Annotated in this window: 20 protein-coding genes; 15 read left to right on the forward strand and 5 right to left on the reverse strand. The window is 68.5% G+C overall.

The features are described 5' to 3' along the window. Nucleotides 1-17: 17 nt before the first annotated feature. The 13 genes from ruvB (at nt 18) to CVM50_RS06120 (ending at nt 14213) form a co-directional block, all read left to right on the forward strand. On the forward strand, nt 18-1061 hold the full coding sequence (ruvB, locus tag CVM50_RS06060) for a Holliday junction branch migration DNA helicase RuvB (RefSeq protein ID WP_085887515.1): 1044 nt from the start codon (nt 18-20) through the stop codon (nt 1059-1061). Nucleotides 1062-1112: 51 nt separating this feature from the next. Next, nucleotides 1113-1760: a hypothetical protein gene (locus CVM50_RS06065; RefSeq protein ID WP_085887514.1), complete on the forward strand. Its 648-nt coding sequence runs from the start codon at nt 1113-1115 to the stop codon at nt 1758-1760. Nucleotides 1761-1921: 161 nt separating this feature from the next. Further along, nucleotides 1922-2311 (forward strand): tol-pal system-associated acyl-CoA thioesterase, encoded by a 390-nt coding sequence (gene ybgC, locus CVM50_RS06070; protein ID WP_085887513.1) that lies wholly within the window; start codon nt 1922-1924, stop codon nt 2309-2311. Between the two features lie 122 nt (nt 2312-2433). Further along, nucleotides 2434-3129: a protein TolQ gene (gene tolQ / locus CVM50_RS06075; RefSeq protein ID WP_085887512.1), complete on the forward strand. Its 696-nt coding sequence runs from the start codon at nt 2434-2436 to the stop codon at nt 3127-3129. Between the two features lie 3 nt (nt 3130-3132). Further along, nucleotides 3133-3603, forward strand: a complete 471-nt coding sequence (gene tolR, locus CVM50_RS06080) for a protein TolR (protein ID WP_085887511.1) — start codon at nt 3133-3135, stop codon at nt 3601-3603. A 12-nt stretch (nt 3604-3615) separates the two neighbouring features. Beyond that, on the forward strand, nt 3616-4782 hold the full coding sequence (locus CVM50_RS06085) for a hypothetical protein (RefSeq protein WP_085887510.1): 1167 nt from the start codon (nt 3616-3618) through the stop codon (nt 4780-4782). Beyond that, the gene (gene tolB, locus CVM50_RS06090; RefSeq protein WP_408634048.1) at nt 4782-6140 is read left to right on the forward strand and encodes a Tol-Pal system beta propeller repeat protein TolB; all 1359 of its coding nucleotides are present in this window, start codon (nt 4782-4784) and stop codon (nt 6138-6140) included. The genes CVM50_RS06085 and tolB overlap by 1 nt, the downstream gene beginning before the upstream one ends. Before the next feature lie 127 nt (nt 6141-6267). After that, entirely contained in the window at nt 6268-6786 is a 519-nt protein-coding gene (pal, locus tag CVM50_RS06095; RefSeq protein WP_085887508.1) for a peptidoglycan-associated lipoprotein Pal, read from the forward strand. A 181-nt stretch (nt 6787-6967) separates the two neighbouring features. Then, nucleotides 6968-7927: a tol-pal system protein YbgF gene (gene ybgF, locus CVM50_RS06100; protein ID WP_232618169.1), complete on the forward strand. Its 960-nt coding sequence runs from the start codon at nt 6968-6970 to the stop codon at nt 7925-7927. 13 nt (nt 7928-7940) lie between these two features. Continuing rightward, nucleotides 7941-9212, forward strand: coding sequence for a tRNA lysidine(34) synthetase TilS (gene tilS, locus CVM50_RS06105; protein WP_085887507.1), 1272 nt, complete (start codon nt 7941-7943; stop codon nt 9210-9212). 145 nt (nt 9213-9357) lie between these two features. After that, nucleotides 9358-11274: an ATP-dependent zinc metalloprotease FtsH gene (gene ftsH, locus CVM50_RS06110; RefSeq protein WP_085887506.1), complete on the forward strand. Its 1917-nt coding sequence runs from the start codon at nt 9358-9360 to the stop codon at nt 11272-11274. A 228-nt stretch (nt 11275-11502) separates the two neighbouring features. Beyond that, a complete protein-coding gene (locus CVM50_RS06115) occupies nt 11503-12114 on the forward strand; it encodes an MOSC domain-containing protein (protein ID WP_085887505.1) in 612 nt (203 codons plus the stop codon). A 422-nt stretch (nt 12115-12536) separates the two neighbouring features. After that, nucleotides 12537-14213: a formate--tetrahydrofolate ligase gene (locus CVM50_RS06120; RefSeq protein ID WP_085887504.1), complete on the forward strand. Its 1677-nt coding sequence runs from the start codon at nt 12537-12539 to the stop codon at nt 14211-14213. A gap of 313 nt (nt 14214-14526) precedes the next feature. Here the strand turns inward: CVM50_RS06120 and pdeM are convergent, their stop codons facing one another. From pdeM to CVM50_RS06135, 3 genes are all read right to left on the reverse strand, one after another. Then, a complete protein-coding gene (gene pdeM, locus CVM50_RS06125; RefSeq protein ID WP_085887503.1) occupies nt 14527-15180 on the reverse strand; it encodes a ligase-associated DNA damage response endonuclease PdeM in 654 nt (217 codons plus the stop codon). A gap of 178 nt (nt 15181-15358) precedes the next feature. Continuing rightward, nucleotides 15359-17755 carry a ligase-associated DNA damage response DEXH box helicase gene (locus CVM50_RS06130; RefSeq protein WP_085887502.1) on the reverse strand — a complete coding sequence of 799 codons (2397 nt, stop codon included), beginning with the start codon at nt 17753-17755 and terminating at the stop codon, nt 15359-15361. A gap of 64 nt (nt 17756-17819) precedes the next feature. Beyond that, nucleotides 17820-18503 (reverse strand): MarR family winged helix-turn-helix transcriptional regulator, encoded by a 684-nt coding sequence (locus CVM50_RS06135; RefSeq protein ID WP_198431861.1) that lies wholly within the window; start codon nt 18501-18503, stop codon nt 17820-17822. Nucleotides 18504-18605: 102 nt separating this feature from the next. On the opposite strand from CVM50_RS06135, the gene CVM50_RS06140 reads away from it, so the two are divergent. Beyond that, complete coding sequence (locus tag CVM50_RS06140; protein ID WP_085887501.1) at nt 18606-20201, forward strand: MDR family MFS transporter; 1596 nt, start codon at nt 18606-18608, stop codon at nt 20199-20201. A gap of 94 nt (nt 20202-20295) precedes the next feature. Here CVM50_RS06140 and map read toward each other — a convergent pair whose 3' ends face one another. Then, nucleotides 20296-21045 (reverse strand): type I methionyl aminopeptidase, encoded by a 750-nt coding sequence (gene map / locus CVM50_RS06145; RefSeq protein ID WP_085887500.1) that lies wholly within the window; start codon nt 21043-21045, stop codon nt 20296-20298. Between the two features lie 80 nt (nt 21046-21125). Continuing rightward, entirely contained in the window at nt 21126-22439 is a 1314-nt protein-coding gene (locus CVM50_RS06150; protein WP_085887499.1) for a P-loop NTPase family protein, read from the reverse strand. A gap of 119 nt (nt 22440-22558) precedes the next feature. On the opposite strand from CVM50_RS06150, the gene CVM50_RS06155 reads away from it, so the two are divergent. Further along, the gene (locus CVM50_RS06155; RefSeq protein ID WP_085887498.1) at nt 22559-24106 is read left to right on the forward strand and encodes a hypothetical protein; all 1548 of its coding nucleotides are present in this window, start codon (nt 22559-22561) and stop codon (nt 24104-24106) included. Nucleotides 24107-24130 lie beyond the last annotated feature (24 nt).

Below are 24130 nucleotides of genomic sequence, written 5' to 3' on the forward strand. Positions count from 1 at the left end.
GGCGCTAGGAGGGTCGGATGACAGAACCGGACCCCACCCTGCGCCCCGATCCGCTGCCTGAGGATGCCGCCGGCGACACCCGCGCCCTGCGGCCGCAGCAGCTCGATGACTTCATCGGCCAGGCTCAGGCGCGGGCGAACCTGAAGGTCTTCATCCAGTCCGCCCGCCAGCGCGGCGAGGCGATGGATCACACGCTGTTCCACGGGCCGCCGGGCCTCGGCAAGACGACGCTCGCGCAGATCATGGCGCGGGAGCTTGGGGTGAACTTTCGCATGACCTCCGGCCCGGTGCTGGCCAAATCCGGCGACCTGGCGGCGATCCTGACCAACCTGGAGGCGCGCGACGTTCTCTTCATCGACGAGATTCACCGCATGAACCCGGCGGTGGAAGAGGTTCTGTATCCCGCGATGGAGGATTTCGAGCTGGACCTGGTGATCGGCGAAGGCCCCGCCGCGCGCACCGTGCGGATCGAGCTGCAGCCCTTCACCCTGGTCGGCGCCACCACGCGCCTCGGCCTGCTGACCACCCCGCTGCGCGACCGTTTCGGCATTCCGACGCGGCTGCAGTTCTACACGGTCGAGGAGTTGCACGACATCGTCACCCGCAATGCCCGCCTGATGGGCGCGCCTGCCGATGCCGAGGGCGCGCAGGAGATCGCGCGCCGCGCTCGCGGCACGCCGCGGATCGCCGGGCGTCTGCTGCGCCGGGTGGTGGATTTCGCCGTGGTCGAGGGCGACGGCACGATCACCCGCGCCCTGGCCGACCGCGCGCTGACCCGGCTGGGCGTGGACGAGCTGGGCCTCGACGGCGCCGACCGCCGCTACCTGCGGATGATCGGCGAAGGCTACGGCGGCGGCCCCGTGGGGATCGAGACCCTGGCGGCGGCGCTGTCGGAGAGCCGAGATGCCCTGGAAGAGGTGATCGAGCCCTACCTGCTGCAACAGGCGCTGGTGCAGCGGACGCCGCGCGGGCGGATGCTGGCGCAGCGGGCCTGGGGGCACCTCGGGCTGACCCCGCCCCGGCGAGAGCCGCAGGCGGGCCCGGATCTCTTCGGCAAGTAACCTCGCCCGGCCGCCCCAACCCGACACCTCCCGCGAAGGAAAGGACAAAGCATGCAAGGACTGGCCCCCAGCCCCGAAGAGGCCGAGGCGCTGTTCACTGGCCCTGACGGCAGTTTCCGCTTCGCCCGTTGGTCGCGCCCGATCGCGCCAGTGGTCTTCGGCGCCACCGACGACAGCGTCGCGCCCCTGAAGGCGGCCATGGCAACCGTTGTGCTGGCCGCCAATCACCGGCTGGCGGAAACGGACCCGGAACTGGGCGCCAACCTGATGATCTTCTTCCTGACCGACTGGGCCGAGCTGGCCGAGGTCGAGAACATGGATCGCCTGGTGCCCGACCTGCCCGCCCTGCTGCCGCGACTGAAGGCCGAGGAGGCCGACCAGTACCGCTTCTTCCGCTTCGAGGAGGACGGGTCGATCAAGGCCGCCTTCGTCTTCCTGCGCATGACGGGCGCGCTGGCCGGGATGCCGGCGGCAGACCTCGGCATGGAACAGATGCTGAAGACCATGCTGCTCTGGGCGCCCGGCGCCTTCGCGGGCCGTTCGGCCCTGGCGCGGGTGGAAGGGCGGACCGAGGCGGTGCTGCGGCCCGACCTGACCTCGTTGCTGCGCGCGGCCTATGATCCGGTCCTGCCCGCCGCGTCGCAGGACCCCGTGCTGGCGATGCGCCTGGCGGCCCGGGCCGGGCAGCTCTTCAACTGAGCAAAGGGGCGCGGCGTTCTTCTTATCCGACAGCCGGAAATACTCCGGGGGGGGCGGGGGCTGGCCCCCGCGGCGCCCCGCCGCGCCTCTGGACAGCGGGCGCCGCAGGAGGCAGCAAGACGTCATCAGGCCCGCGCCGGGCCCAAAAGCAGGAGCGGAGAATGCACAGGTTCGATCTGCGGGTCTACTACGAGGACACCGACCTGGCGGGGATCGTCTACTACGCCAACTACCTGAAGTTCATCGAACGGGCGCGCAGCGAATGGGTGCGCGACCTCGGGATCGACCAGGCGGCGATGAAGGCCGAGACGGGCCAGGTTTTCGCCGTGCGCCGGGTGGTGGCCGACTATCTCGCGCCCGCCCGCTTCGACGAGCGGCTGACGGTGGTGACCCGTGTGCTGAAGGTCACGCCCGCCCGGATCATCCTTGGCCAGGATGTCACACGCGAGGGGGAAAGCCTTTTCGCCTCCGAGGTTACCCTGGTCGCGCTGGACGGGCAGGGCGGGGCCACCCGCCTGCCGGCGGTTCTTCGCCAGTTGCCCCCCGACTGAGGGGCGAACACCCCGCCGCTCACGCCGCCGAAAGGCCTTTGTCATTGGCCTTTGATCGGGATCTGCGCTAGGTTCTCTGACAATTGGCCGCATCAGACGGCCCGGCGAGAAAGAGCAGACGAATGGAAACCCAAACCCTGGCAATGGCGTCGGAGATCGACTTCTCCATGCTTGGCCTGTTCTCTCAGGCAACCTTCACCGTGAAGCTGGTGATGCTTCTGCTGATCCTGGCCAGCTTCTGGAGCTGGTCGATCATCATCCAGAAGATCATCGCCTACCGCGCCGCCCGGCGCGAGGCGACCCGGTTTGACCGGTCCTTCTGGTCCGGTGAGCCCCTGGACGAGCTATACGACGAGATCGGGCCGGACCCCTCGGGCCGCAGCGAGCGGATCTTCGCCGCGGGCATGACCGAATGGCGCCGCAGCTACCGCAGCGACGGTCAGATGATCGCCGGCGCCCAGGCGCGGATCGACCGATCGATGGACGTGGCCATCGCGAAGGAGGCCGAAAGCCTGCAATCGGGCCTGCCGGTGCTGGCCACCGTCGGCTCCACCGCGCCCTTCGTCGGCCTCTTCGGCACGGTCTGGGGCATCATGCACGCCTTCATCGGCATCGCCGCCACCCAGAACACCAACCTGGCCGTCGTGGCGCCGGGCATCGCCGAGGCCCTGCTGGCCACCGCGCTCGGCCTCTTGGCGGCCATCCCGGCGGTCGTCTTCTACAACAAGCTCAGCACCGACTCGGACCGTCTGGTCGGCGGCTACGAGGCCTTCGCGGATGAGTTCGCCACCATCCTCGGCCGCCAGCTGGAGGCCTGAGCCATGGGAGCGGGTGTCATCGGAAAAGGCGGGGGCGGACGTCGCAGAGGGCGTCGCCACGGCGGTCGCGCACGGCCCATGGCCGAGATCAACGTCACGCCCTTCGTGGACGTGATGCTGGTGCTGCTGATCATCTTCATGGTCGCGGCGCCGCTGATGGTCACCGGCGTGCCGGTGCAGCTGCCGCAGACCCAGGCCACGGCCCTGCCCACAGAGGCCGAGGAGCCGCTGTCGGTCACCCTGACCGCCGATGGCCGCATCCTGATCCAGACCACCGAGACCGACCGCGCCGAGCTGGTCGACCGCCTGCGCGCGGTGGCCGCCGAACGCGCCTCGACCCGGATCTACCTGCGCGCCGACGGCTCTGTCTCCTACGACAAGGTGATGCAGGTGATGGGCGCGCTCAACGCCGGCGGGTTCAGCGACATCGGGTTGGTCACCGACCAGGCCGATCCGACAGCGGAGGCCGGCTGAGGCCGCCAGAGCATGAACACGGGCCAAACCATATCCGGGGCCGTCCATCTGGGCCTGATCGGCTGGCTGTTTCTCGGCGGGCTGTTCACCTCCGCCCCCCAGCCGGCGCAGGTCAGCCCGGTGACGCTGATCACCGAGGCGGAGTTCGCGGCGCTGGAAGGCGCGGCGCAGCCCCCCGGGGCGGCGACCGAGCTGTCGCAGCCCGAGGCCCCCGCGCCGGAACTCGAACCCCAGGCACCCGCCCCGGAACCGGAGGCCCCCGCGCCCACGCCAGAGCCGCCCGCGCCCACGCCGGAACCGGCGCCGGAACCCGATCCCGTCCCGGAGGTTGAACCGGAGCCGGTTGTGCCCCAGGCCGAGGTCGACGACGTCGCGCCCGAACTGCCGCCGGTTCCTGAACAGGTGCAGGGACCCGACCGTCCGGATCTGGAGCCCAGCCCCGAAGCCGCCCCGCGCGTCAGCCCAGAGCCGGTCGCGCGCCCTGAGGAAGACGTGGCCGTGGACATCGAGACCCGCCCCGAGGTCGCCCCCTCGGACGCACCGGCCGAGGTGCAGCAGGACGAGCAGGAGGCCGCGGCCCCCGAACGCTCGACCACCGAGATCGTGACCGAAGCCGACAGGCCCTCCGGTGCGCCGACGTCTTCCGTGCGGCCCAAGACCCGGCCGCAGCGCCAGGCGGAGGCACCTGAGCCGGAGGCGGAACCGGAAGATCCGCAGCCGCAGCAGCAGGCCGCGCAGCCTGAACCAGAGCCCGAGCCCGCGCCGCAGCAGAACGACGATGCCATCGACCAGGCCCTGGCCGAGGCGCTCGGGGCGGGCGGCAGCGAGGCCGATGCGCCGGTGCGCCAGGGTCCGCCCCTGTCCGCGGCGGAACGCGAGGGCCTGCGCCTGGCGGTGCAGCAGTGCTGGGTGGTCGATCCCGGCTCGCCCGCCGCCCAGGTGGTCGTGACGCTGTCCTTCTCGCTGGATCGCGACGGGCAGGTGCAGCAATCGACGCTGGAGATGGCCAGCGCCCAGGGCGGTGACGCGGCGGCCCAGCGGGCGGCCTTCGACGCCGCGCGGCGTGCCGTGCTGCGCTGCAATGCCATGCAGGGGGGCTTCGCGCTGCCGCCCGAGAAATACGACAGCTGGCGCGACATCGAAATGACATTCAATCCGGAGAGAATGCGGAACCTATGATGACACGCCTTGCAGTCCAGACCCCGCTTGCCCTTTGCCTGAGCCTCGCCCTCGGCCTTGCCGCCCTTGTCGCGCCGCTGGCGCCAGGGGCCGCGCAGGCGCAATCCTCCGGTCCCCTGCGGATCGAGATCACCGAGGGCGTGATCGAGCCGATGCCGATCGCCGTGCCGGCCTTCGTGCCCGAGGGCGGCGAGGCGGGCCAGATGGCCGCGCAGATCAGCCGGGTGGTGGTCGACGACCTGGTGGGCACGGGCCTCTTCCGGGAAGTTCCGCCCTCGGCCCACATCGGGCGGATCACCTCGTTCAACAGCCCCGTGCAATATGCCGACTGGAAGGCGATCAACGCCGAGGCGCTGATCACCGGCGCCGTGGCCGTGCAGGGCGGGCAGGTGAACGTGAAGTTCCGCCTGCATGACGTCTTCGCCGATCAGGAAATGGGCGCGGGCCTTCAGTTTACCGGCACCGAGGCCGGTTGGCGGCGCATGGCGCATAAGGTGGCCGACGCGGTCTACAGCCGGATCACTGGCGAGGATCCCTATTTCGACAGCCGCACCGTCTTCGTCTCCGAAGACGGGCCCAAGGACGCGCGGCGCAAGCGTCTGGCGATCATGGATTACGACGGCGCCAACGTGCAGTTCCTGACCGACAGCAGCTCCATCGTGCTGGCGCCGCGGTTCTCCCCCACCGGGGACAGGGTGCTCTACACCAGTTACGAAAGCGGCCGGCCGCAGATCTACATGCTGGACGTGGCCAGTGTCGGGCGCCGCGTTCTGGACACCGGGGCGGGCGACATGGCCTTTTCTCCACGGTTCAGCCCCGACGGGCGCACGGTGATCTATTCCAAGACCGAGGGCAGCAATACCGACATCTACCGCATGGACATCGCCAGCGGGCAGAGCACCCGGCTGACCGATGCGCCCTCGATCGAGACCGCGCCCAGCTTCAGCCCCGACGGCTCGCGCATCGTCTTCGAAAGCGACCGCAGTGGCAGCCAGCAGCTCTATATCATGCCGGCGACGGGCGGCGAGGCGCAGCGGATCAGCTTTGGCGAAGGGCGCTACGGCACACCGGTCTGGTCGCCGCGCGGCGACCTAGTGGCCTTCACCAAGCAGTCCAAGGGCCGCTTCCACATCGGGGTGATGCGCACCGATGGGTCAGGCGAGCGGCTGCTGACCGCCTCCTTCTTGGACGAGGGTCCGACCTGGTCGCCCAATGGCCGCGTCATCATGTTCGCCCGCGAAACCCAGGGCGCAACGGGCTCCTCTTCGCTCTACACCGTTGATATCACGGGGCGGAACCTGAAGCGGGTCTCGACCCCCTCGGGCGCCTCGGACCCGGCGTGGGGCCCCCTGCAATGATCGCGAGCGCCCGTCGCACGCCCTGCTTCGCGTCCTTGCCGTCGGGCAAGGGCGTCCTTGCTGTCCCGGCGCTTGCCCGGGGCGGACCCGGTAATATACGCTACACAAAACATATGAGGCACGACGCATGACCCATCTGGTGAAAGCCACCCTCCTGTGCACCGTCCTGGGCCTCGGCCTGGCCGGGTGTTCCAGCATGAGGCCCGACCGTTTCGACAATGTCACCGATCTGAACCAGGCCGGCGGCGCAGGCGCCGCAGGGACGGTTTCCGATCCCAGCTCTCCGGCCTACTTCCAGCAGAGCGTGGGCGACCGTGTCCTCTTCGCCGTGGACCAGTCGACCCTGAGCTACGAGGCCCAGGCCGTTCTGGACGGCCAGGTGCGCTGGCTGCAGTCGAACCCCAGCTACCAGGTCCGCATCGAGGGCCATGCGGATGAGCAGGGCACGCGGGAATACAACCTCGCCCTGGGCGCACGCCGCGCCACGGCCGTGAGGGACTACCTGGTGTCGAAGGGCATTCCGCAAGGCCGGCTGACCACGATCAGCTACGGCAAGGAACGTCCGATCGAGATCTGTTCCGAGGAAGCCTGCTACGCCAAGAACCGTCGCGCCGTCACGGTGCTGACCGGCGGCGTCGGCATGTAACGCGCGTCTAGTCGCCCCGGCGCAGCGACGGCGCCGATCCCGGTTCGACGACCGGGGCGGGCGACCACGATGCCGCAAGGCGGCGGTCCGCAGGGCCGCCTCTGTCCGGTTCCACGGGACCTCGGCGCGCCATGGGCCGCCGGGGTTCGTTCGGCACCGACGAAGAGTGAGGGAGACGGCAATGCCCGATCGCAGAATGCCCCTGAAATGCGCGTCGCTGACCCGGCGCTGGCGCCAGCTGGCGCTGCGCCTGGCGCTGGTGGCGCCGCTGGCCCTGGCACCGCTGGCCGCCCCCGCGCCGCTGGCCGCGCAGGACCAGCAGGAGACCCTGGCCGATGTGCGCCAGCAGCTGACCCTGCTATATGGCGAGGTGCAGGGGCTGAAGCGCGAGCTGTCGACCACCGGCGCGCCCACGCAGATGAGCGGTGGCGGCAGCCAGCTGGAGCGGCTGAACGCCATCGAGGCCGAGCTGCGCCGCCTGACCGGCAAGACCGAAGAGCTGGAACATCGCATCGACCGCGTTGTCACCGACGGCACCAACCGCATCGGTGACCTGGAATTCCGCCTGGTCGAACTGGAAGGTGGCGATCTGAGCCAGCTGGGTGAAACCACGACCCTGGGCGGCGGCACCGCGCCGGCGACCTCCGGGGCCGGGGCGGAAACAGGCGCGCCGGCGTCCGGGACCGGTTCCGGCGTCTCTCAGACCACGCTGCCCGCCACCGGCGATACCGCAAGCGGAGGGGCCGACCCCCAGTTGGCGGTCAGCGAAGAGGCCGACTTCCAGTCCGCCTCCGATTTGCTGGAGAACGGGGATTACAGTGCGGCGCTGTCGGCCTTCGAGACCTTCAAGGCCAGCTACCCCGGCAGCCCCCTGACCCCCGAGGCCGACCTGGGCCGAGGCCGGGCGCTGGAGGGGCAGGGGGACATCAAGTCCGCCGCCCGCGCCTATCTCGACGCCTTCTCGGCCGCACCCTCCGAGGACAGCGCGCCCGAGTCGCTCTATCGTCTGGGCCTCCTCCTGGGCCAGTTGGGCCAACAGAACGAAAGCTGCGTGACCCTGAGCGAAGTCTCCAACCGCTTCCCCGGCGACCCCTGGGCGACCGAGGCGGGTACCGCGCGGCAGCAACAGGGCTGTAGCTGACACCGGCATCTGCATGACTGAAAGCACCTCCCTCCTGAAAGAGATCGTCGCCGGGCATTTCCTGCCCGGTCCCGCGGAGGAAATCGGCCTCGCGGTCTCGGGCGGGGGAGATTCCATGGCGCTGATGCATCTCATGGCGGAGGTTGCTGCCGAGGGCGGGCTGCGCCTGCGCGTGGCCACGGTGGATCACGGGCTGCGGCCCGAGGCGACCGAAGAGGCGGCCCGTGTCGGCGACGCGGCTGCGGGCCTGAGCCTGCCCCACGAGGTGCTGCGCTGGGACGGCGCTGCGGATGAGACGGGCAACCTTCAGGATCGGGCCCGTCGCGCGCGCTATGATCTGCTGGCGGACTGGGCGCGCCGCCACGGCATGCGCCAGATCGCCCTGGGCCATACCTCCGATGACCAGGCCGAGACCTTCCTGATGCGCCTGGCGCGTGCGCCGGGCGCCGACGGGTTGTCGGGCATGGCTGCACGTCGCCGCATGGGGGCGGTGACGCTGGTGCGGCCGCTGCTGGAGGTCTCGCGCAACTGCCTGCGGATCTACCTGAAGAGCCGCGGCCTTACCTGGGTCGAGGATCCGTCGAACCAGGACGACCGTTTCGACCGGGTGCGCGCCCGCCGTGCGCTGGAGGTTTTGCGCCCGCTGGGTCTGACCGTGCAGACGCTGTCGGAAACGGCGAAGAACATGGCCTCGGTCCGCAACGCGCTTGGCTGGTACGCCTTCACGGAGGCACAGCGCCTGGCGCGGATCCAGGGGGGCGACCTGGTGATCGAGCGCAGCGGTTTTCGCGTCCTACAGCCCGAGATCGCCCGGCGTCTGCTGTCGCAGGCGCTGATCTGGATTTCGGGCAGCGACTACCCGCCGCGGCGCCGTGCGCTTGCGATGGCACAGGAGGCGGTGCGATCGGGCACCGGCATGACGCTGCACGGCTGCCAGATCTCGGTCACCCCGCACGAATTGCGCATCACCCGCGAATACGCCGCGGTGAAGGATCTGAGTGTTCCTGCCGACGGGGTCTGGGACGGGCGCTGGCGGCTCAGCGGCCCCTGGGGCGACCGCTTCGGCGCCGCGGGGGCGGAGATCCGCCCACTGGGCGCCGAGGGCCTGCGCCTGTGCAGTGAATGGCGCGCCTCCGGGCTGCCCTACCGGTCCCTGCTGGGCTATCCCTCGGTCTGGATGGGCGGGGACCTGGTGGCCGCGCCCCATGCGGGGTTCGGCGACGGCTGGCGTGCGGATCTGCTGCGTGGCGAGGACGCGCTGCACACCGGCCTCCTGGCGCAGTGAGCGCGGGGAGATTTTTTCGCCCAAATTGACCGGCTCGGGCCCACGACTGGGTCGCGCTACATTGAACCCGGGGCGATCAAGCTTATTTAATCCCGGACGCCCTTATGCTAGGCGACTTACGACTTCGACTTAGGGGAGACCTTTCGTGGGTACCGCAAAAAACCTCGCCTTCTGGGCCGTGCTGCTGCTGCTGATCGTGGCGCTGTTCAATCTGTTCGGCGGCTCGAACAGCGCGCTGCAAAGCCAGTCCCGGCCCTACTCCCAATTCGTTCAGGAGGTGGACGACGGATTCGTGCAATCCGTGACGCTGGATGGCGAGAAGGTGCTGTACCGCGGGACCGACGGCCGCGACTACGTGACCATCAAACCCGAGGATGCCGAACTGACCAGCGAGCTGATCGCCGACGGCATCCCGGTCGAGGCGCGCAGCCAGGAAGAGAACGGCTTCCAGGCCTTCATCATCTCGCTGCTGCCGATCCTGCTGCTGATCGGTGTGTGGATCTATTTCATGAACCGCATGCAGGGCGGCGGCAAGGGCGGGGCCATGGGCTTTGGCAAGTCCAAGGCCAAGATGCTGACCGAGAAATCGGGCCGCGTGACCTTCGACGACGTGGCCGGCATCGACGAGGCCAAGGAAGAACTGGAAGAGATCGTGGAATTCCTGCGTAACCCGCAGAAATTCTCGCGCCTGGGCGGCAAGATCCCCAAGGGCGCGCTTCTGGTGGGCCCTCCGGGCACCGGTAAGACGCTTCTGGCCCGTGCCATCGCGGGCGAGGCGGGCGTGCCCTTCTTCACCATCTCCGGCTCTGACTTCGTCGAGATGTTCGTGGGTGTCGGTGCAAGCCGTGTCCGCGACATGTTCGAACAGGCCAAGAAGAACGCCCCCTGTATCGTCTTCATCGACGAGATCGACGCCGTGGGCCGCCATCGTGGCGCAGGGTACGGCGGGGGCAACGACGAACGCGAACAGACCCTCAACCAGCTGCTGGTGGAGATGGACGGCTTCGAGAGCAACGAGGGCGTGATCATCGTCGCGGCGACCAACCGTCGTGACGTGCTGGACCCCGCTCTGCTGCGTCCGGGCCGTTTCGACCGCCAGGTGACCGTGCCCAACCCCGACATCAAGGGCCGCGAGAAGATCCTGGGCGTGCACGCCCGCAAGACGCCTCTGGGCCCTGACGTCGACCTGCGCATCATCGCACGCGGCACGCCCGGCTTCTCCGGCGCCGACCTCGCGAACCTGGTGAACGAGGCCGCGCTGATGGCGGCCCGCGTCGGGCGACGCTTCGTGACCATGGTCGATTTCGAGAACGCCAAGGACAAGATCATGATGGGCGCCGAACGCCGCTCCATGGTGATGACCCCGGCGCAGAAGGAAATGACGGCCTATCACGAGGCCGGCCACGCCATTGTCGGTCTGTCGCTGCCGAAATGCGACCCGGTCTACAAGGCCACCATCATTCCCCGCGGCCAGGCCCTGGGCATGGTGATGTCCCTGCCGGAAATGGACCAGCTGAATTACTTCAAGGATGAGCTGGAAGAGAAGATCGCGATGACCATGGCCGGCAAGGCCGCCGAAATCATCAAGTACGGCGAAGAGCATGTGTCGAATGGCCCCTCGGGCGACATCATGCAGGCCTCCAACCTGGCGCGGGCCATGGTGATGCGATGGGGGATGTCCGACGCGGTCGGCAACATTGACTACCAGGAGGCCGCTGAGGCCTTCCGTGGGGGCGGCGCCGGCGGCTTCTCCATCTCCGCCCAGACCAAGGAGATGATCGAGAGCGAAGTGAAGCGGATCATCGACGAAGGCTACAAGGAGGCGCATCGCATCCTGACCGAGCGTCACGAGGAATGGGAACGGCTGGCCCAGGGCCTGCTGGAATATGAGACCCTGACCGGCGCCGAGATCGAACGTGTGATCCGTGGCGAGCCGCCCCATGCCGATGACGGCGAAGATGACAGCTCTGACCAGGGGTCCGCGCCTTCCGTGGCGGCGATCCCGAAGACCAAGCCGAAGCCCAAGCCCGATAGCGGGTTGGAGCCGGAACCCTCCGCCTGATCGGGCGAGAGAGGCGAACATTGAGAGGCCGGGGCAGACGCTCCGGCCTTTTCACTTTCCCGGGGCGCCCCTGTACCGGCCGCTAGGCCGTTGGCCTCCGGCGGGAGTCTCGGCGGGCCGAGACGGGTACAAGGCCCCTTCTGCAGATCACCTCTTCCCGGCGCTTTCGGGTTGCCGGGCGCCGGGCTTGCGGCGAGGATCAGCCCGTGCCCTGGACCGGAGAAAGACATGCCTGCCCTCATTGCCACAGATTACACCGCGCGCATCACCTGGCTGGGCCTCGTGCCCGACCGCGACAGCGATTTGCCGTCCGTCCCGCGTGAGCGGCTGGAGCTGCGGTTCTCCGGCCCGGCGGGGGAAAGCCATGGCGGGCTGACACGCCCCAGCTGTTCGCGGGTCCTGGCGCAATACCCGGAGCGGGGCACCGAGATCCGCAACGTGCGCCAGCTCTCGATCGTCTCGGCGGAGGAACTGGCAAAGATCGCCGAAGGCTGCGGGCTGGAGACGCTGGATCCGGCCCTCTTGGGCGCCACCATGGTGATAGAAGGCATCCCCGATTTCAGCCATGTGCCACCCTCGTCGCGCCTGCAGGGCGCCGGCGGGGCGACCGTGACGGTGGATATGGAAAACCGCCCCTGCCTGCTGCCGGCGCGGGAGATCGAGAAGCGCATGCCGGGCCACGGCAAGCCATTCAAACGCGCCGCGCGCGGGTTGCGCGGCGTCACCGCCTGGGTGGAGCGCGAGGGCGCCTTCACCCTGGGCGAGGAGATCCGCCTGCATATCCCCCATCAGCCGGTCTGGGCGCACCTGGACCGCGCCTATGCCGATGCCCGCGACTGACTGCATGCGCCTGATCGCAGCTGGGCCCGGCCAATAAAAAACCGGCAGGTTCCGAGGGAGGAACCTGCCGGCAATCAGACTGAGTTCTGGGGAGGGGTGTCGTCAGGCAAACAGCGCCACGGCCAGCGCAAGCGTGGCAGCGAAGCTGGGGAAGACGACGAGGGCAGCGGATCTCATGTTTGTTCTCCTTGGGCAGCTATGGAGTTATCGTCCGTTCGGGGTATTAACGCGGTGTTGAGGAAAAAAGTTCCGCTGCTCTTACTCACAAGTTTCCGACTGCGGAAGTCATGAATACCTGACCGTATGGAATTCCTGACTTGCTGCACCCGCATGACAGCCCCTTTGGCAAGCGACGCAGGGACGGATAGGCTCCGCCCGACGCCCGGGGCTGCGCGCCCGGGGCCGGCGAGAAGGAGACAGCCATGAGCCAGCCCAGTGACATCGAGATCGCCCGCGCGGCGCGCAAGAAGCCGATCACCGAGATCGCGGACCGCCTGGGCATTCCCGAAGAGGCCGTGCTGCCCTATGGCCGTGACAAGGCCAAGGTGGACCGCGATTTCATTGCCAGCCTGGCGGATCGGCGCCGCGGCAAGCTGGTGCTGGTCACCGCCGTGACCCCGACGCCCGCGGGCGAGGGTAAGACGACGACCACCGTCGGCCTGGGCGACGGGCTGGCACGCATCGGGGAAAATGTGGCGATCTGCCTGCGCGAGGCCTCGCTGGGCCCCTGTTTCGGCATGAAGGGCGGCGCGGCCGGCGGCGGCCATGCCCAGGTGGTGCCGATGGAGGAAATGAACCTGCATTTCACCGGGGATTTCCACGCCATCACCAGCGCCCACAACCTGCTGGCGGCGATGATCGACAACCATATCCACTGGGGCAATGCGCTGGACATCGACGCACGGCGGGTCACTTGGCGGCGGGTGATGGACATGAACGACCGGGCGCTGCGCGACGTGGTCGTCTCGCTGGGCGGTGTCGGCAACGGGTTTCCGCGCCAGACCGGCTTCGACATCACGGTGGCGAGCGAGATCATGGCGATCCTCTGCCTGGCGCGGGACCTCGACGACCTGCAGGCGCGTCTGGGCCGGATCATCATCGGCTATACCCGCGACAAGGCTCCGGTGACGGCGAAGGATCTGAAAGCTGACGGCGCCATGGTGGTTCTGCTGCGCGAAGCGATGCAGCCCAACCTGGTGCAGACGCTGGAAAACACGCCCGCCTTCGTCCATGGTGGGCCCTTCGCCAATATTGCCCATGGCTGCAATTCCGTGGTGGCCACGGACACCGCCCTGCGCCTGGCGGACATCGTGGTGACCGAGGCGGGCTTCGGCGCCGACCTCGGGGCGGAGAAATTCCTCGACATCAAATGTCGCAAGGCTGGCCTGTCGCCCGATGCGGCGGTGCTGGTGGCCACGGTGCGCTCGCTGAAGATGTCGGGCGGTGTCGACAAGGCTGACCTGGGGGCTGAGGATGCCAAAGCGGTGGCGCGCGGTTGCGCCAACCTGGGCCGCCATCTGGAAAACCTGCGCGGCTATGGCCTGCCGGTGCTGGTGGCGATCAACCGGTTCGACGGCGATACCGAAGCCGAACTGGCGGCCGTGCGCGACTACGTCGAGGGGCAGGGGGCCGAGGTGCACCTGTGCACCCACTGGGCCGACGGGGGCGCGGGCATCGAGGGGCTGGCGCGTCGCGTGGCTGAGGTCGTGCAGGCGGGCGATGCGGATTTCGCGCCGATCTACCCCGACGACATGGGGTTGGTGGAGAAGATCGAGACCGTCGCCCGGCGCATCTACCGCGCCGAAGGCGTCGACATGCCGGCCCCGGTGCGGGCGCAGCTGGCGGACTGGGAGAAGGCGGGTTTCGGGGATCTGCCGGTCTGCATGGCCAAGACGCAGTATTCCTTCAGCGCCGACCCGGGCCTGCGCGGCGCGCCCGAAGGGTTCCGCGTGCCGGTCCGCGAGGTCCGGTTGAGCGCCGGGGCGGGCTTCGTGGTGGCGATCTGCGGGGAGATCATGACCATGCCGGGCCTGCCCCGCGTGCCGGCGGCGGAAGCGATCGGGTTGAACGAGGCGGGGGAGATCGAGGGGCTGTTTTGACGATCTCCGCTGCCGGACTTTCCTGATCCGCGCAAGGCGCGAGGCGTGGATTGTGTAAAATCCACGCCCTCAGGCCGTCTCGACAGAGGTGCAGGTGATATCACTTTTCGGACCTTTATGGCTGCGCCGGCACCGCGTTTCATTGCGTGAACTTTGCTTATCAAGTCATGGAAAGCCTATTCACTTTCCATCAGCGGGCCAGGCCAAAGTGACCGATCAAGGATTCCCCTTTGGAGTCCAGCAGCGGATATTAGGCCGTTTGCCCGGGCAAATCGGCCTCAGGTCGAGGAAAGACAAACTCTGTGGCCGCAGCTCAACGCGGCATCGGGATCGGTCGGGCCACCGATCCGGTGAGGATGGCCACCGCGCCCGGCTCCATCAGGCCCGACAGCGCCGGGTCGCGCGTGCGCAGGCCGCCGGTATAGGTGCCGAAGGCCGGCAGGATCAGGCGTTGACGGTCAAGCAGGAAACAGGGTCGCGCCCGCCCGCCGCGCAGACCGGCCTTGGGGTGGTAATGGCCTGACACCTCCGCCTGGGCCCCGGGTAGGGCGATGTGGCGGAAGGTGAGGGGGCCGAGGGACATCTCGGCCAGGTGTTCTCCGCCCAGGTCGACGGGGCCGGGATCGTGATTGCCTTCGATCCAAATCCAGCGCCGCCCGGCCTGCAACGTGGCGATCCACAGCCTGTGCGCCTGCGGCAGGGCGCGGGCGGCGGCGTCATCGTCGAAACTGTCGCCCAGGCAGACCACGGTCTCGGCCTGCGTCTGTTCCAGCGCCTCTTCGAGGCGCGCAAGGGTGTCCTGGGTCTCATAGGGCGGCAAGGGCGAGAGCGCGCGGCGCGCAGCGCGTTCGGCCTTGCCCAGGTGCAGGTCGGAGACGCAGAGCAGGCGTTCGGCGGGCCAGTGCAGCGCGCCCGACGGCAGGGCGATCATCTGGGCCCCGGCAAGAGCGAAGGGATGGCCGGTCATGGGCCGTTCTTGGCGCGGGCGGCGGGGAAGGGCAAGAGGGGCCGTGGCAATGATGCGGGTCGGGCAGGGAGCTCTGCCCCCCGCTGCGCGCCTTCCCACGGGATGCTTTCAGCAAAGAGAAGCCTGGAGCACGCGCTTTCCGAGAGGCTGCCGTCCTCCGCGCAGGCGTGAGGGCCGCTCAGGCCAGGCCCGCGGCCTGCATCAGGCGCTCGGCCTCCTGTTCTTCGAGCCGCTCGCGTCCCTCGCCCTCCACCGGGACCTTGCCGACTTCCAGGAACAGCGGTGCGGCCAGCGGGGTGACGCGGTCGAGACGCAGGTGGTCGATGCCCGAGATCCGGCCCAGCATCTCCTCGATCCGACCGAAATCGACGAGGCCGCGCATGGCTTCCTCGCGGGTGATCCGCATCAGCAGGTGGTCGGGATCGTAGCGGTGCAGCGTGTCGTAGAGGATGTCGGACGAAAACGTGGCCTGCCGCCCCGATTTGCGCGACTGCGGCGTGTTGCGATTGATCAGGCCCGCGATATTGGCCGAGGCGCGGAAGGTGCGTTTCATCACCGCGTTGCCCGCCAGCCAGCCCTCCAGCCCGTCACGCAGCGCCTCGGCGTCGAAGAGCGGCGCGGGATCGGTCACCGCATCCAGCCCCCAGATCAGCGTGGCATAGTCGGTGGCGACGAAGCCGAGGGGGGCCAGGCCCATCTCCTCCATCCGCTTGGTCAGCAGAAGGCCCAGGGTCTGCATGGCGTTGCGACCGGCAAAGCCATAGACAACCAGGTGCTGCCGCCCATCGTGAGGGAAACTCTCGACCAGCAGCCGGCCCGGTTCCGGCAGGCGCGACACTTCGCGCTGCAGGGTCAGCCAGTCCGCCGTATGGGCGGGCAGCTCGGGCCAGCTGTCTTGGCGAAACATGCGCAGGATGCGGTGCGACAGCTGGGTGGAGGTGGCGAATTTCGTGCCTGAAAACACCGCCACCTTGGGTTTGCGCCCCGGGTCGCGGCTGACCTCCACCGTCATTTCGCGTAAGCCCTCGTAGCGGACGATGCGGCCGCCGATCAGGAAGGTGTCGCCCGGGGTCAGCGAGGCGGCAAAACCTTCCTCGACCTCGCCCAAAGCCCGGCCGCCGCCGCGTTTCATCCGCACCTTCAGCGTGTCGCTGTCCTGGATCGTGCCGATGTTCATCCGGATCAGCTGGCTCGCGCGTGGGTCGCGCAGCTGCCAGGCGCCGTCGGGACGCTGTTTCAGCCGCTGCCACTGGTCGTAGCCGCGCAGGGCGTAGCCCCCCGTCGCCACGAAATCGAGGCAATCGTCGAAGGCGGCGCGGCTGAGACCCGCGTAGGGGCCGGCGGTGGTCACCTCGGCATAGAGCGCATCGGCGTCTATGGGGCCGGCGCAGGCCGCGATCAGGATCTGCTGGCAGAGCACGTCGCGCGGCCCCGGCCCCCGTGGGTCGCCGTCCAGGTCGTTTTCCTTCACCGCCTCCAGCGCGGCCACGCATTCCACGACCTCGAAGCGGTTGGCGGGCACCAGCAGCGCCTTCGACGGCGCGTTGTAGCGGTGGTTGGCCCGTCCGATCCGCTGCACCAGGCGTTTGACGTTCTTCGGCGCGCCCACCTGGATCACCAGGTCGACGTCGCCCCAGTCAATCCCGAGATCCAGCGAGCCGGTACAGACCACGGCCCGCAACCGTCCCTGCACCATGGCCTTTTCCACCCGCTCCCGTTGCTGCCGGTCGAGCGAGCCGTGGTGGATGCCGATCGGCAGGCCTTCTTCGTTGGCCATCCAGAGGTTGTGAAAGAAAATCTCGGCCTGGGCGCGGGTGTTGTGGAAGATCAGGGTGATGCGGTGCCGGCGGATCTGGTCGAGCACCTCGGGGATGGCATAGGCGCCGCCGCCGCCGGACCAGGGGGGCGGCGTGTCCACCTGCAGCATCTGGATGTCTGGCGCCGGGCCGGGGTCGGCCTGCAGGATGGCGCAGGGGTCGGGGTGGCGCGCCAGAAACCGCGACAGGGCGGGGGGATCTTCGACCGTGGCGGACAGACCGACGCGCCGCAGCCCGGGGCGGAGCGCCTCCAACCGCGCCAGTGCCAGCATCAGCTGGTCGCCGCGTTTCGATTCCGCGAGGGCATGGATTTCATCCACCACCACCCGCTTCAGCCCTGCGAAGATGCGCGGGGCGTCTTCGTAGCTGGTCATCAGGGCCAGGCTTTCCGGCGTGGTCAGCAGAATGTGGGGCGGGTCGGCGCGCTGGCGGCGCTTGACCGTGTAGGAGGTGTCGCCGGTGCGATCCTCGATGCGGATCGGCAGGCCCATCTCCTCCACCGGGGTCGACAGGTTGCGGCGGATGTCAGCGGCCAGGGCCTTCAGCGGCGAGATGTAGAGGGTGTGCAGCCCCTCGTGCCCCCCGTCGGCCAGTTCGACCAGCGTCGGCAGGAACCCCGCCAGCGTCTTGCCCCCGCCCGTGGGGGCGATCAGCAGCAGGGCAGGATCGTCCTTGCGCGCCAGCATGTCCTGCTGGTGCGGGTGGACCTGCCAGCCGCGGGCAGAGAACCAGTCACGGAACCGGGGGGGAAGCGTCATGGGGTAGAGATAGGCGCGGGGCCGGGGTTTGGCGAGGGGCGACGGGCGCCCGCTCGCGCAATTCTCAGGTGCCGGTGTCCTGGGTGTCGGCGGTGCGTCCGACCGCGCCCACCGCATCCAGCTGGGCCACCAGGGTGTCGATGGTGGTCTCGAACCGGCTGTGATCGGCGGCCGCGGCCTCCTGCGACCAGGTCGAGAAACGGTCGAGCAGGGGCAGGAAGGCCTCCACCTCGGCGCTGTCCCAGCCGCGCAGGTAGTCGCCCAGGATCATGAACTTCAGCGTGCGGACCGCGTCGACGGTCACCAGGCCCTTGTCGGTCAGCTCGACGATGGTGCGCCGCGCGTCCTGCTGGCTGACGCCGCGTTTCAGGTAGCCCAGGCCGATCAGGTCCGACACCAGCCGCGAGGCGCGAGACGGGTCGATGGACAGGCGGCAGGCGATGGTGGAAACCATCGTCTCGCCTTCTTCGTCGCCGAATTCGTTGGAGGGCGCGCGCGTGGCCATTAGCACGTCGAGCTTGGGCAGGTCGATGTCCAGCTTCAGCCGTTCCAGCGCCATGCGCCCCAGCTCGCGCTTGCCCATGCGGCGGCGCCACTTCTGCAGCACGGCGTCGATCTGCAACGCCTGACGGGTTGCGGTTTCGGGAATGCCGGCCTCGGACAGCAGCGCGGCCAGGTCCTCTTCTCGCGTGGCGATCGTTCTACCCTCCGTTCGGATTATTGCATGCAGTTGACATGCATATGCCATGAGCATATATGAGACGCAATCCAGTTTAGCAAGGCGGGGATCGGTCTGTCACGCAGGTGAGCGGACCTTCCGGGCGCCTTCCGACAAGAAAAGACATACAGCATGATCCGTTCCACCCAAGACGGCGCCGCCGCGGCGCCCGCGGGGGCAGAGACCGACAGCGGCCTGCCAGACCCCAAAATCCGCCGTTTGACCATGATTACCGTGGCCCTGACCCTGTTCCTGGCCTCCACCGGGCAAAGCATCGTCTCCACGGCGCTGCCGGAGATTGTCAGCGATCTGGGCGGGCTGTCCTACATCACCTGGGTCGTCACGGCCTACCTGCTGGCCTCCACCATCGGGGCGCCGATCGCGGGCAAGCTGGGCGATATGTATGGGCGCAAGATCGTGCTGCAGTTCGGCATTGCCATCTTCCTGGTCGGTGGCTGGATCGCCGGCGCCGCCTGGACCATGCCGATACTGGTCGGCGGGCGTATCATCCAGGGCTTCGGCGGCGGCTCCCTGATCGTGGTGGCCATGGCCGTCGTCGCCGATCTGCTGCCGCCGCGCGAACGCGCCAAGGCGCAGGGCATGCTGTCTGGCGTTTTCGGTGTCTCTACCGTGCTGGGGCCGCTGGTCGGCGGTTTCCTGGTGCAGACCGTGGGCTGGCACTGGATCTTCTTCGTCAACATCCCCTTCGGCATCGCCGCCTTCACCGTCCTCAGCCGCACGCTGAAGGCGCCGGATGAACAGATGAAGCACAAGATGGACTACCTGGGCGCCGTGCTGCTGATGGCGCTGCTGTCCTCGGTGGTGCTGATCGCCTCGCTTGGCGGCTCCACCCTGGCGTGGTCGTCGACCCCGATGCTGGTGCTGATGGCCGTGGCCGCGCTGGCCGTGGTGGGCTTCGTCCTGGCCGAGCGGCGCGCGGCAGAGCCGGTGCTGCCGCTGGATCTGTTCCGCATCCGCAACTTCCTGGCCGCCAACGGGGTCAACGTGCTGATCGGCATGGCGATGTTCGGCACCATCAGCTTCATCCCCATGTTCCTGCAGGTGGTGAAGGGCGTGCCGCCGGCGGAAAGTGGTGTCTACATGATCGCGATGATGGCCGGGCTGATCAGCCTGTCCTTCACAGCGGGCCGGGTGATGACCTACACTGGCCGGTTCAAGTTCCTGCCCAACATCTCCACCGTGGTGCTGGCCGCCGCGCTGCTGATGCTCTCGACCGTGGGGCCGGAGACGCCGTTGTGGCAGATCACGCTGAACCTGTTCTTCGTCGGCGTGGGCATCGGACCCACGATGTCGGTGGGCATCGTCGCCATCCAGACCGCCGTGCCGCGCGAACACCTGGGCGTGGGCACCGCCAGCGCCAACATGTTCCGCCTGACGGGCGGGTCGGTCGGCACCTCGGTGTTCGGGGCCATCTTCAACCATGGCCTGGGTGAACACGTGCAGCCCCTGCTGCCGCAGGTCGAGCGGGTGCAGGACATCACGACGACGCTGGTGGCGGAACTGGAACCCGCCTTGCAGGGCCAGGTCGTGCAGGGCTTCTCCGATGCGCTGTCGCCGCTCTTCCTGGTGGGCGCCGTGGCGTCCGCGCTGGCCTGCATCGCCTCGCTCTGCTTGGAAGAAAAGGGCCTTGGCCCGTCCGAGCCACTGAAACGTGACGTGGAAGAGGCACCGACGCCCATGGGCCAGAGGATCGCGGCTGCCGAATGAGCCGGAGCCTGCAGGCCACGGCGCCTTGAGGAAACTGCAAAGGGGCACGCCGCAGGGCGCGCCCCTTTTTCTTTGACCTTATGTGGGGGCTGCATCAGCCCGGCAGGGTCAGCACCTCTGCGCCCGATGCCGTGGCGACGATGGTGTGTTCGTACTGCACGGTCGGCGCGCCCGGCTCTGCCGTCAGGGTCCAGCCGTCGTCGCCCTGATCTGCCCAGAGACCGCCGAGCGACAGGAAGGGTTCCACCGTCAGGACCAGACCCTTCTCGATCCGGCGGCGGTCGCGGCGCACGGGCCAGGTCGCGATCTCCTCGGGGTATTCGTGCAGGGTCCGACCGATGCCGTGACTGGCCAGGTTGCGGATCAGCGTGTAGTCGCGCGCCTTGGCGAAACGACCGACGGCATTGCCGATCCCGGCCAGCGGCTTGCCCGCCGCCACCTGGTTGATCCCGATCTGCATGGCGCGGCGCCCGTCCTTGCACAGCCGGTCCAGCTTCGGCCGCACCTTGCCCAGCCGGAAGGTGGCGCCGGTGTCGGAGAAGTAGCCATCCTTGGAGGCGGAGACGTCGATGTTCACCAGGTCGCCCTCGCGCAGCACGCGAGGGCCGGGGATGCCATGGGCGATCTCTTCGTTCACGCTGATGCAGGTCGCGCCGGGAAAGTCGTAGCAGGACTGTGGGGCGGAAACCGCGCCGTCGCGCTCCAGCAGGGTGGCGCCGATGGCGTCCAGCTCAGCGGTGGTCATGCCTGGTTCCAGCGCGCGACCCATGGCCTGCAGCGTGTTGGCGACGATGCGACCGATCTCGCGCATCGCGTCCAGTTCGTGTTCTTCGGTGATCGTCATCTGGCCCCTCGTCTTCAGCGCGCCACGGGTAGCGTCCTTTGCCATTAAGGGAAAGCCGGCCAGTCCGGTGCCGGCGGCGATCAGCGCGTGATGGCCTCGTCACGCAGGAACATGTTGGACCAGGCCCGGTCGATCAGCTGCGGCGACATCTGGTAGGGGATGCCTTCGAACTCGCAGATTGCGATCATCTGGTCGATCAGGAAGACCGGCTGGTAGTTGGCAAAGACGTTGCCGATGGTGGGATACTTGTTCTTCAACAGGTGACGCAGGGCGGCCTCGGACAGGGGCATCTTCTTCTTCTTGGCGACCAGGGCGAAGATCTTCAGGAAGTTCTCCTGGCTGGGGCCGTCGATCTTGATCTTGAAGAAGATCCGCCGCAGCGCTGCCTGGTCGAAGATCTCGTTCGGGTGGAAGTTGGTGGAGAAGATGACCAGCGTGTCGAAGGGCACCTCGAACTTCTCGCCCGACTGCAGGGCCAGGATGTCCTTGTTTTCCTCCAGCGGCACGATCCAGCGGTTGATCAGCGCCTGCGGCGGTTCCGCCTGGCGGCCCAGATCGTCGACGATGAAGACGCCGCCGGTGGCCTTCAACTGCAGCGGGGCCTGGTAGGTGCGCGCCACCGGGTTGTAGGTCAGGTCCAGCATGTCCAGCGACAGCTCCCCCCCGGTGATGACGGTGGGCCGTTCGCAGCGCACGTAACGGGTGTCGTAGCGGTCGGAGGCGCGGCGCAGCTGGGTGGGGTCGTCGTGCTGTTCCTCGGCGGCGGCATGGACGATCGGGTCGTAGACGGTGATGACCTGGCCCGAGTATTCCACCGCGCGCGGCACGAAGATCCTGTCGCCAAGCGCATCGCGGATGCCGTTGGAGATCGAGGATTTGCCGTTGCCGGGCGGGCCGTACATCAGGATCGACCGCCCGGAGGAGATCGCCGGCCCGAGGTTGGCAATCAGGTCCGGCGGCAGGATCAGGTGCCCCATGGCCTGTTCCAGGCGATCGCGGGTCAGCTGGATGTCACGCACCGACTGGCGTTTGACCTGTTCGGCGTAGACCTCCATCGGGACGGGCATGGGGCCGAAGTATTCCGACTGCGCCAGCGCATCCAGCGCCCGCGCCCGGCCGTTGTCGGTCAGTTGATAGCCCATCTCGCCGGAGGAGGAGGCCGACATCGACCCCGTCGCCTCGACCAGCAGCTGGTCGCGACACAGGTCCACCAGTTCCTGGGTCACCGCCACGGGCAGGCAGATGGCGCGCGCCAGGTCCGTCACGGTCTCGGTGTTGCGGCGGAACATGGTCTTGATGACGATGTCACGCATCATCACCACCGGCAGCCGCATCCCGTCCAGCGTGCTGGGCGCCGGGGGCGCCTGGACGCTGCCCTGAGGCTGCATGTTCATGGCGTGTCTCCTTGGTCTGTCATGGTTGAGACTAATGGCAAATCCCCGTCAGGTCAGGCAGAAATGCGTGCAAGGGCCGGTTTGCAGTCCTAGAGTGCCGCGGAAACCATGAGGGACAGATGAACAGGTCAGAGACCGGCCGCATCATCGCGCTGCTGATCGGGATCCTGGCGGTCGAGGCCGGGCTGATCGGTCTGGCCGGCGGGTTTCGTTTCAATGCTCAGGCCCCGCAGATGTTGCAGCTGGCCGAACTGGTCCTGCGGAGCGCCGGGGGGCAGGTGGCCCATCTCGACTTTTCCTCCCCCCTCGGATCCTGGAGCTTTGCCCCCGCGGGATTGCTGATGCGGGCGGGGATGTCGGCGGGGGAGGCGATGCTCTGGGCGCAATGGGGGCTGGCGGTGCTGATCGCGCCTGCCGTGGTCTGGATCGCCTGGAGCCGGCTGGCCTTCTGGCCGTCGCTGGCGTTGGTCCTGCTTTGCGTGACCGTCCCGCTGGCGCTGGTGCCCGGGGGCACCGATCCGGTCCTGTCGCTTGCCGCGCAGGCATCCCGTTGGGCCTGGGCGCTGGCTTTTCTCGTCATCCCGGTGGTGCTGTTCCCTCCGATCCAGGGGCGTGCCGGCGACTGGGCCGATGCGGTGGTGCTGGGCCTGCCGATGGCGGCGCTGGTGATGGTCAAGCCGGGCTTTGCGCTGGCGCTGCTGCCGGCCTGCGTGCTGGGCCTGCTGCTGTCGGGGCGCGGGCGCCTGCTGCTGCGGGCGCTGCTGCTGGCGCTGGCGGTGCTGGCGCTGGTGACGCTGGTGGCGGGGGCCGCCTACTGGCCGGCCTACGGGCGCGACCTGCTGGCGGCGGCGCAGGGGGCGCCGTCCGGCGACCGCTTCGGACATATCCTGCTGTCGCCGGCCCAGACGCTGGGCACCGTGTCGGCCCTGGCGGCGGTGGGACTTTTGTGGGCCATGCGGGGACGGTCAGCCAGCGGGTCGACCTTGCTGCTGTTGCTGCCGGGCTTTGCCTGGATGAGCTACCAGAGCGCGGGCCATGATGCCCTGTGGCTGGCTGTCCTGGGGGTGGTCCTGCTGGGGCTGCCGGGCCCGGAGGTCGATCCCGACCGCGAACGCATCCTGCGCAGCCTCGGGGGTGTCATGCTGGTCCTGATCGGGCCGGTCCTGCTGAATCTGGGCTACAGCCCGGTCCGTCACGCGGTACAGCCCGCCGCGCGCTACAGCGAGGTGGGGGCGGGGCAGAGCGGACTTTTCGCGCCCACCCGGGACCTGGACCGCGCCAGCGTCCTGACACCATGGGATACCCGCGCATCGGGCCACTTCGCCGGGCGGCCTCTGCCGGACTGCCGCGTAGCGGAGGGCCATCTGGCCTATGTCACGCGGATGGCGGCGGTCATGGGGGCCAGCCCGGCGCTGGACGGGCAGATGCCCTTCGTCGCGGATGAGATGGCGCCCCAGTGGTGGGTCCTGGGCTGGGCGCCGCTGCCCGGCAGCGCGCCACAGGTCCATGGCGGCCTGCCGGGATACGATGTGGCGCGGTATCTTCTGGTGCCGCTTTGCGCGATCAGCCCCGAGGTGCGCGACAGGATCCTGTCCCGGATCGACCCGGACAGCGTGACCTTGATCGAGGGAAGCCCGCTGTATCGGCTGTACCAGATCGACCGCTAGGGCGACGGCTCTGGGGCCGGCCTC

This window comes from Pseudooceanicola marinus (assembly GCF_002786295.1).
Taxonomy (GTDB): Bacteria; Pseudomonadota; Alphaproteobacteria; order Rhodobacterales; family Rhodobacteraceae; genus Pseudooceanicola; species Pseudooceanicola marinus.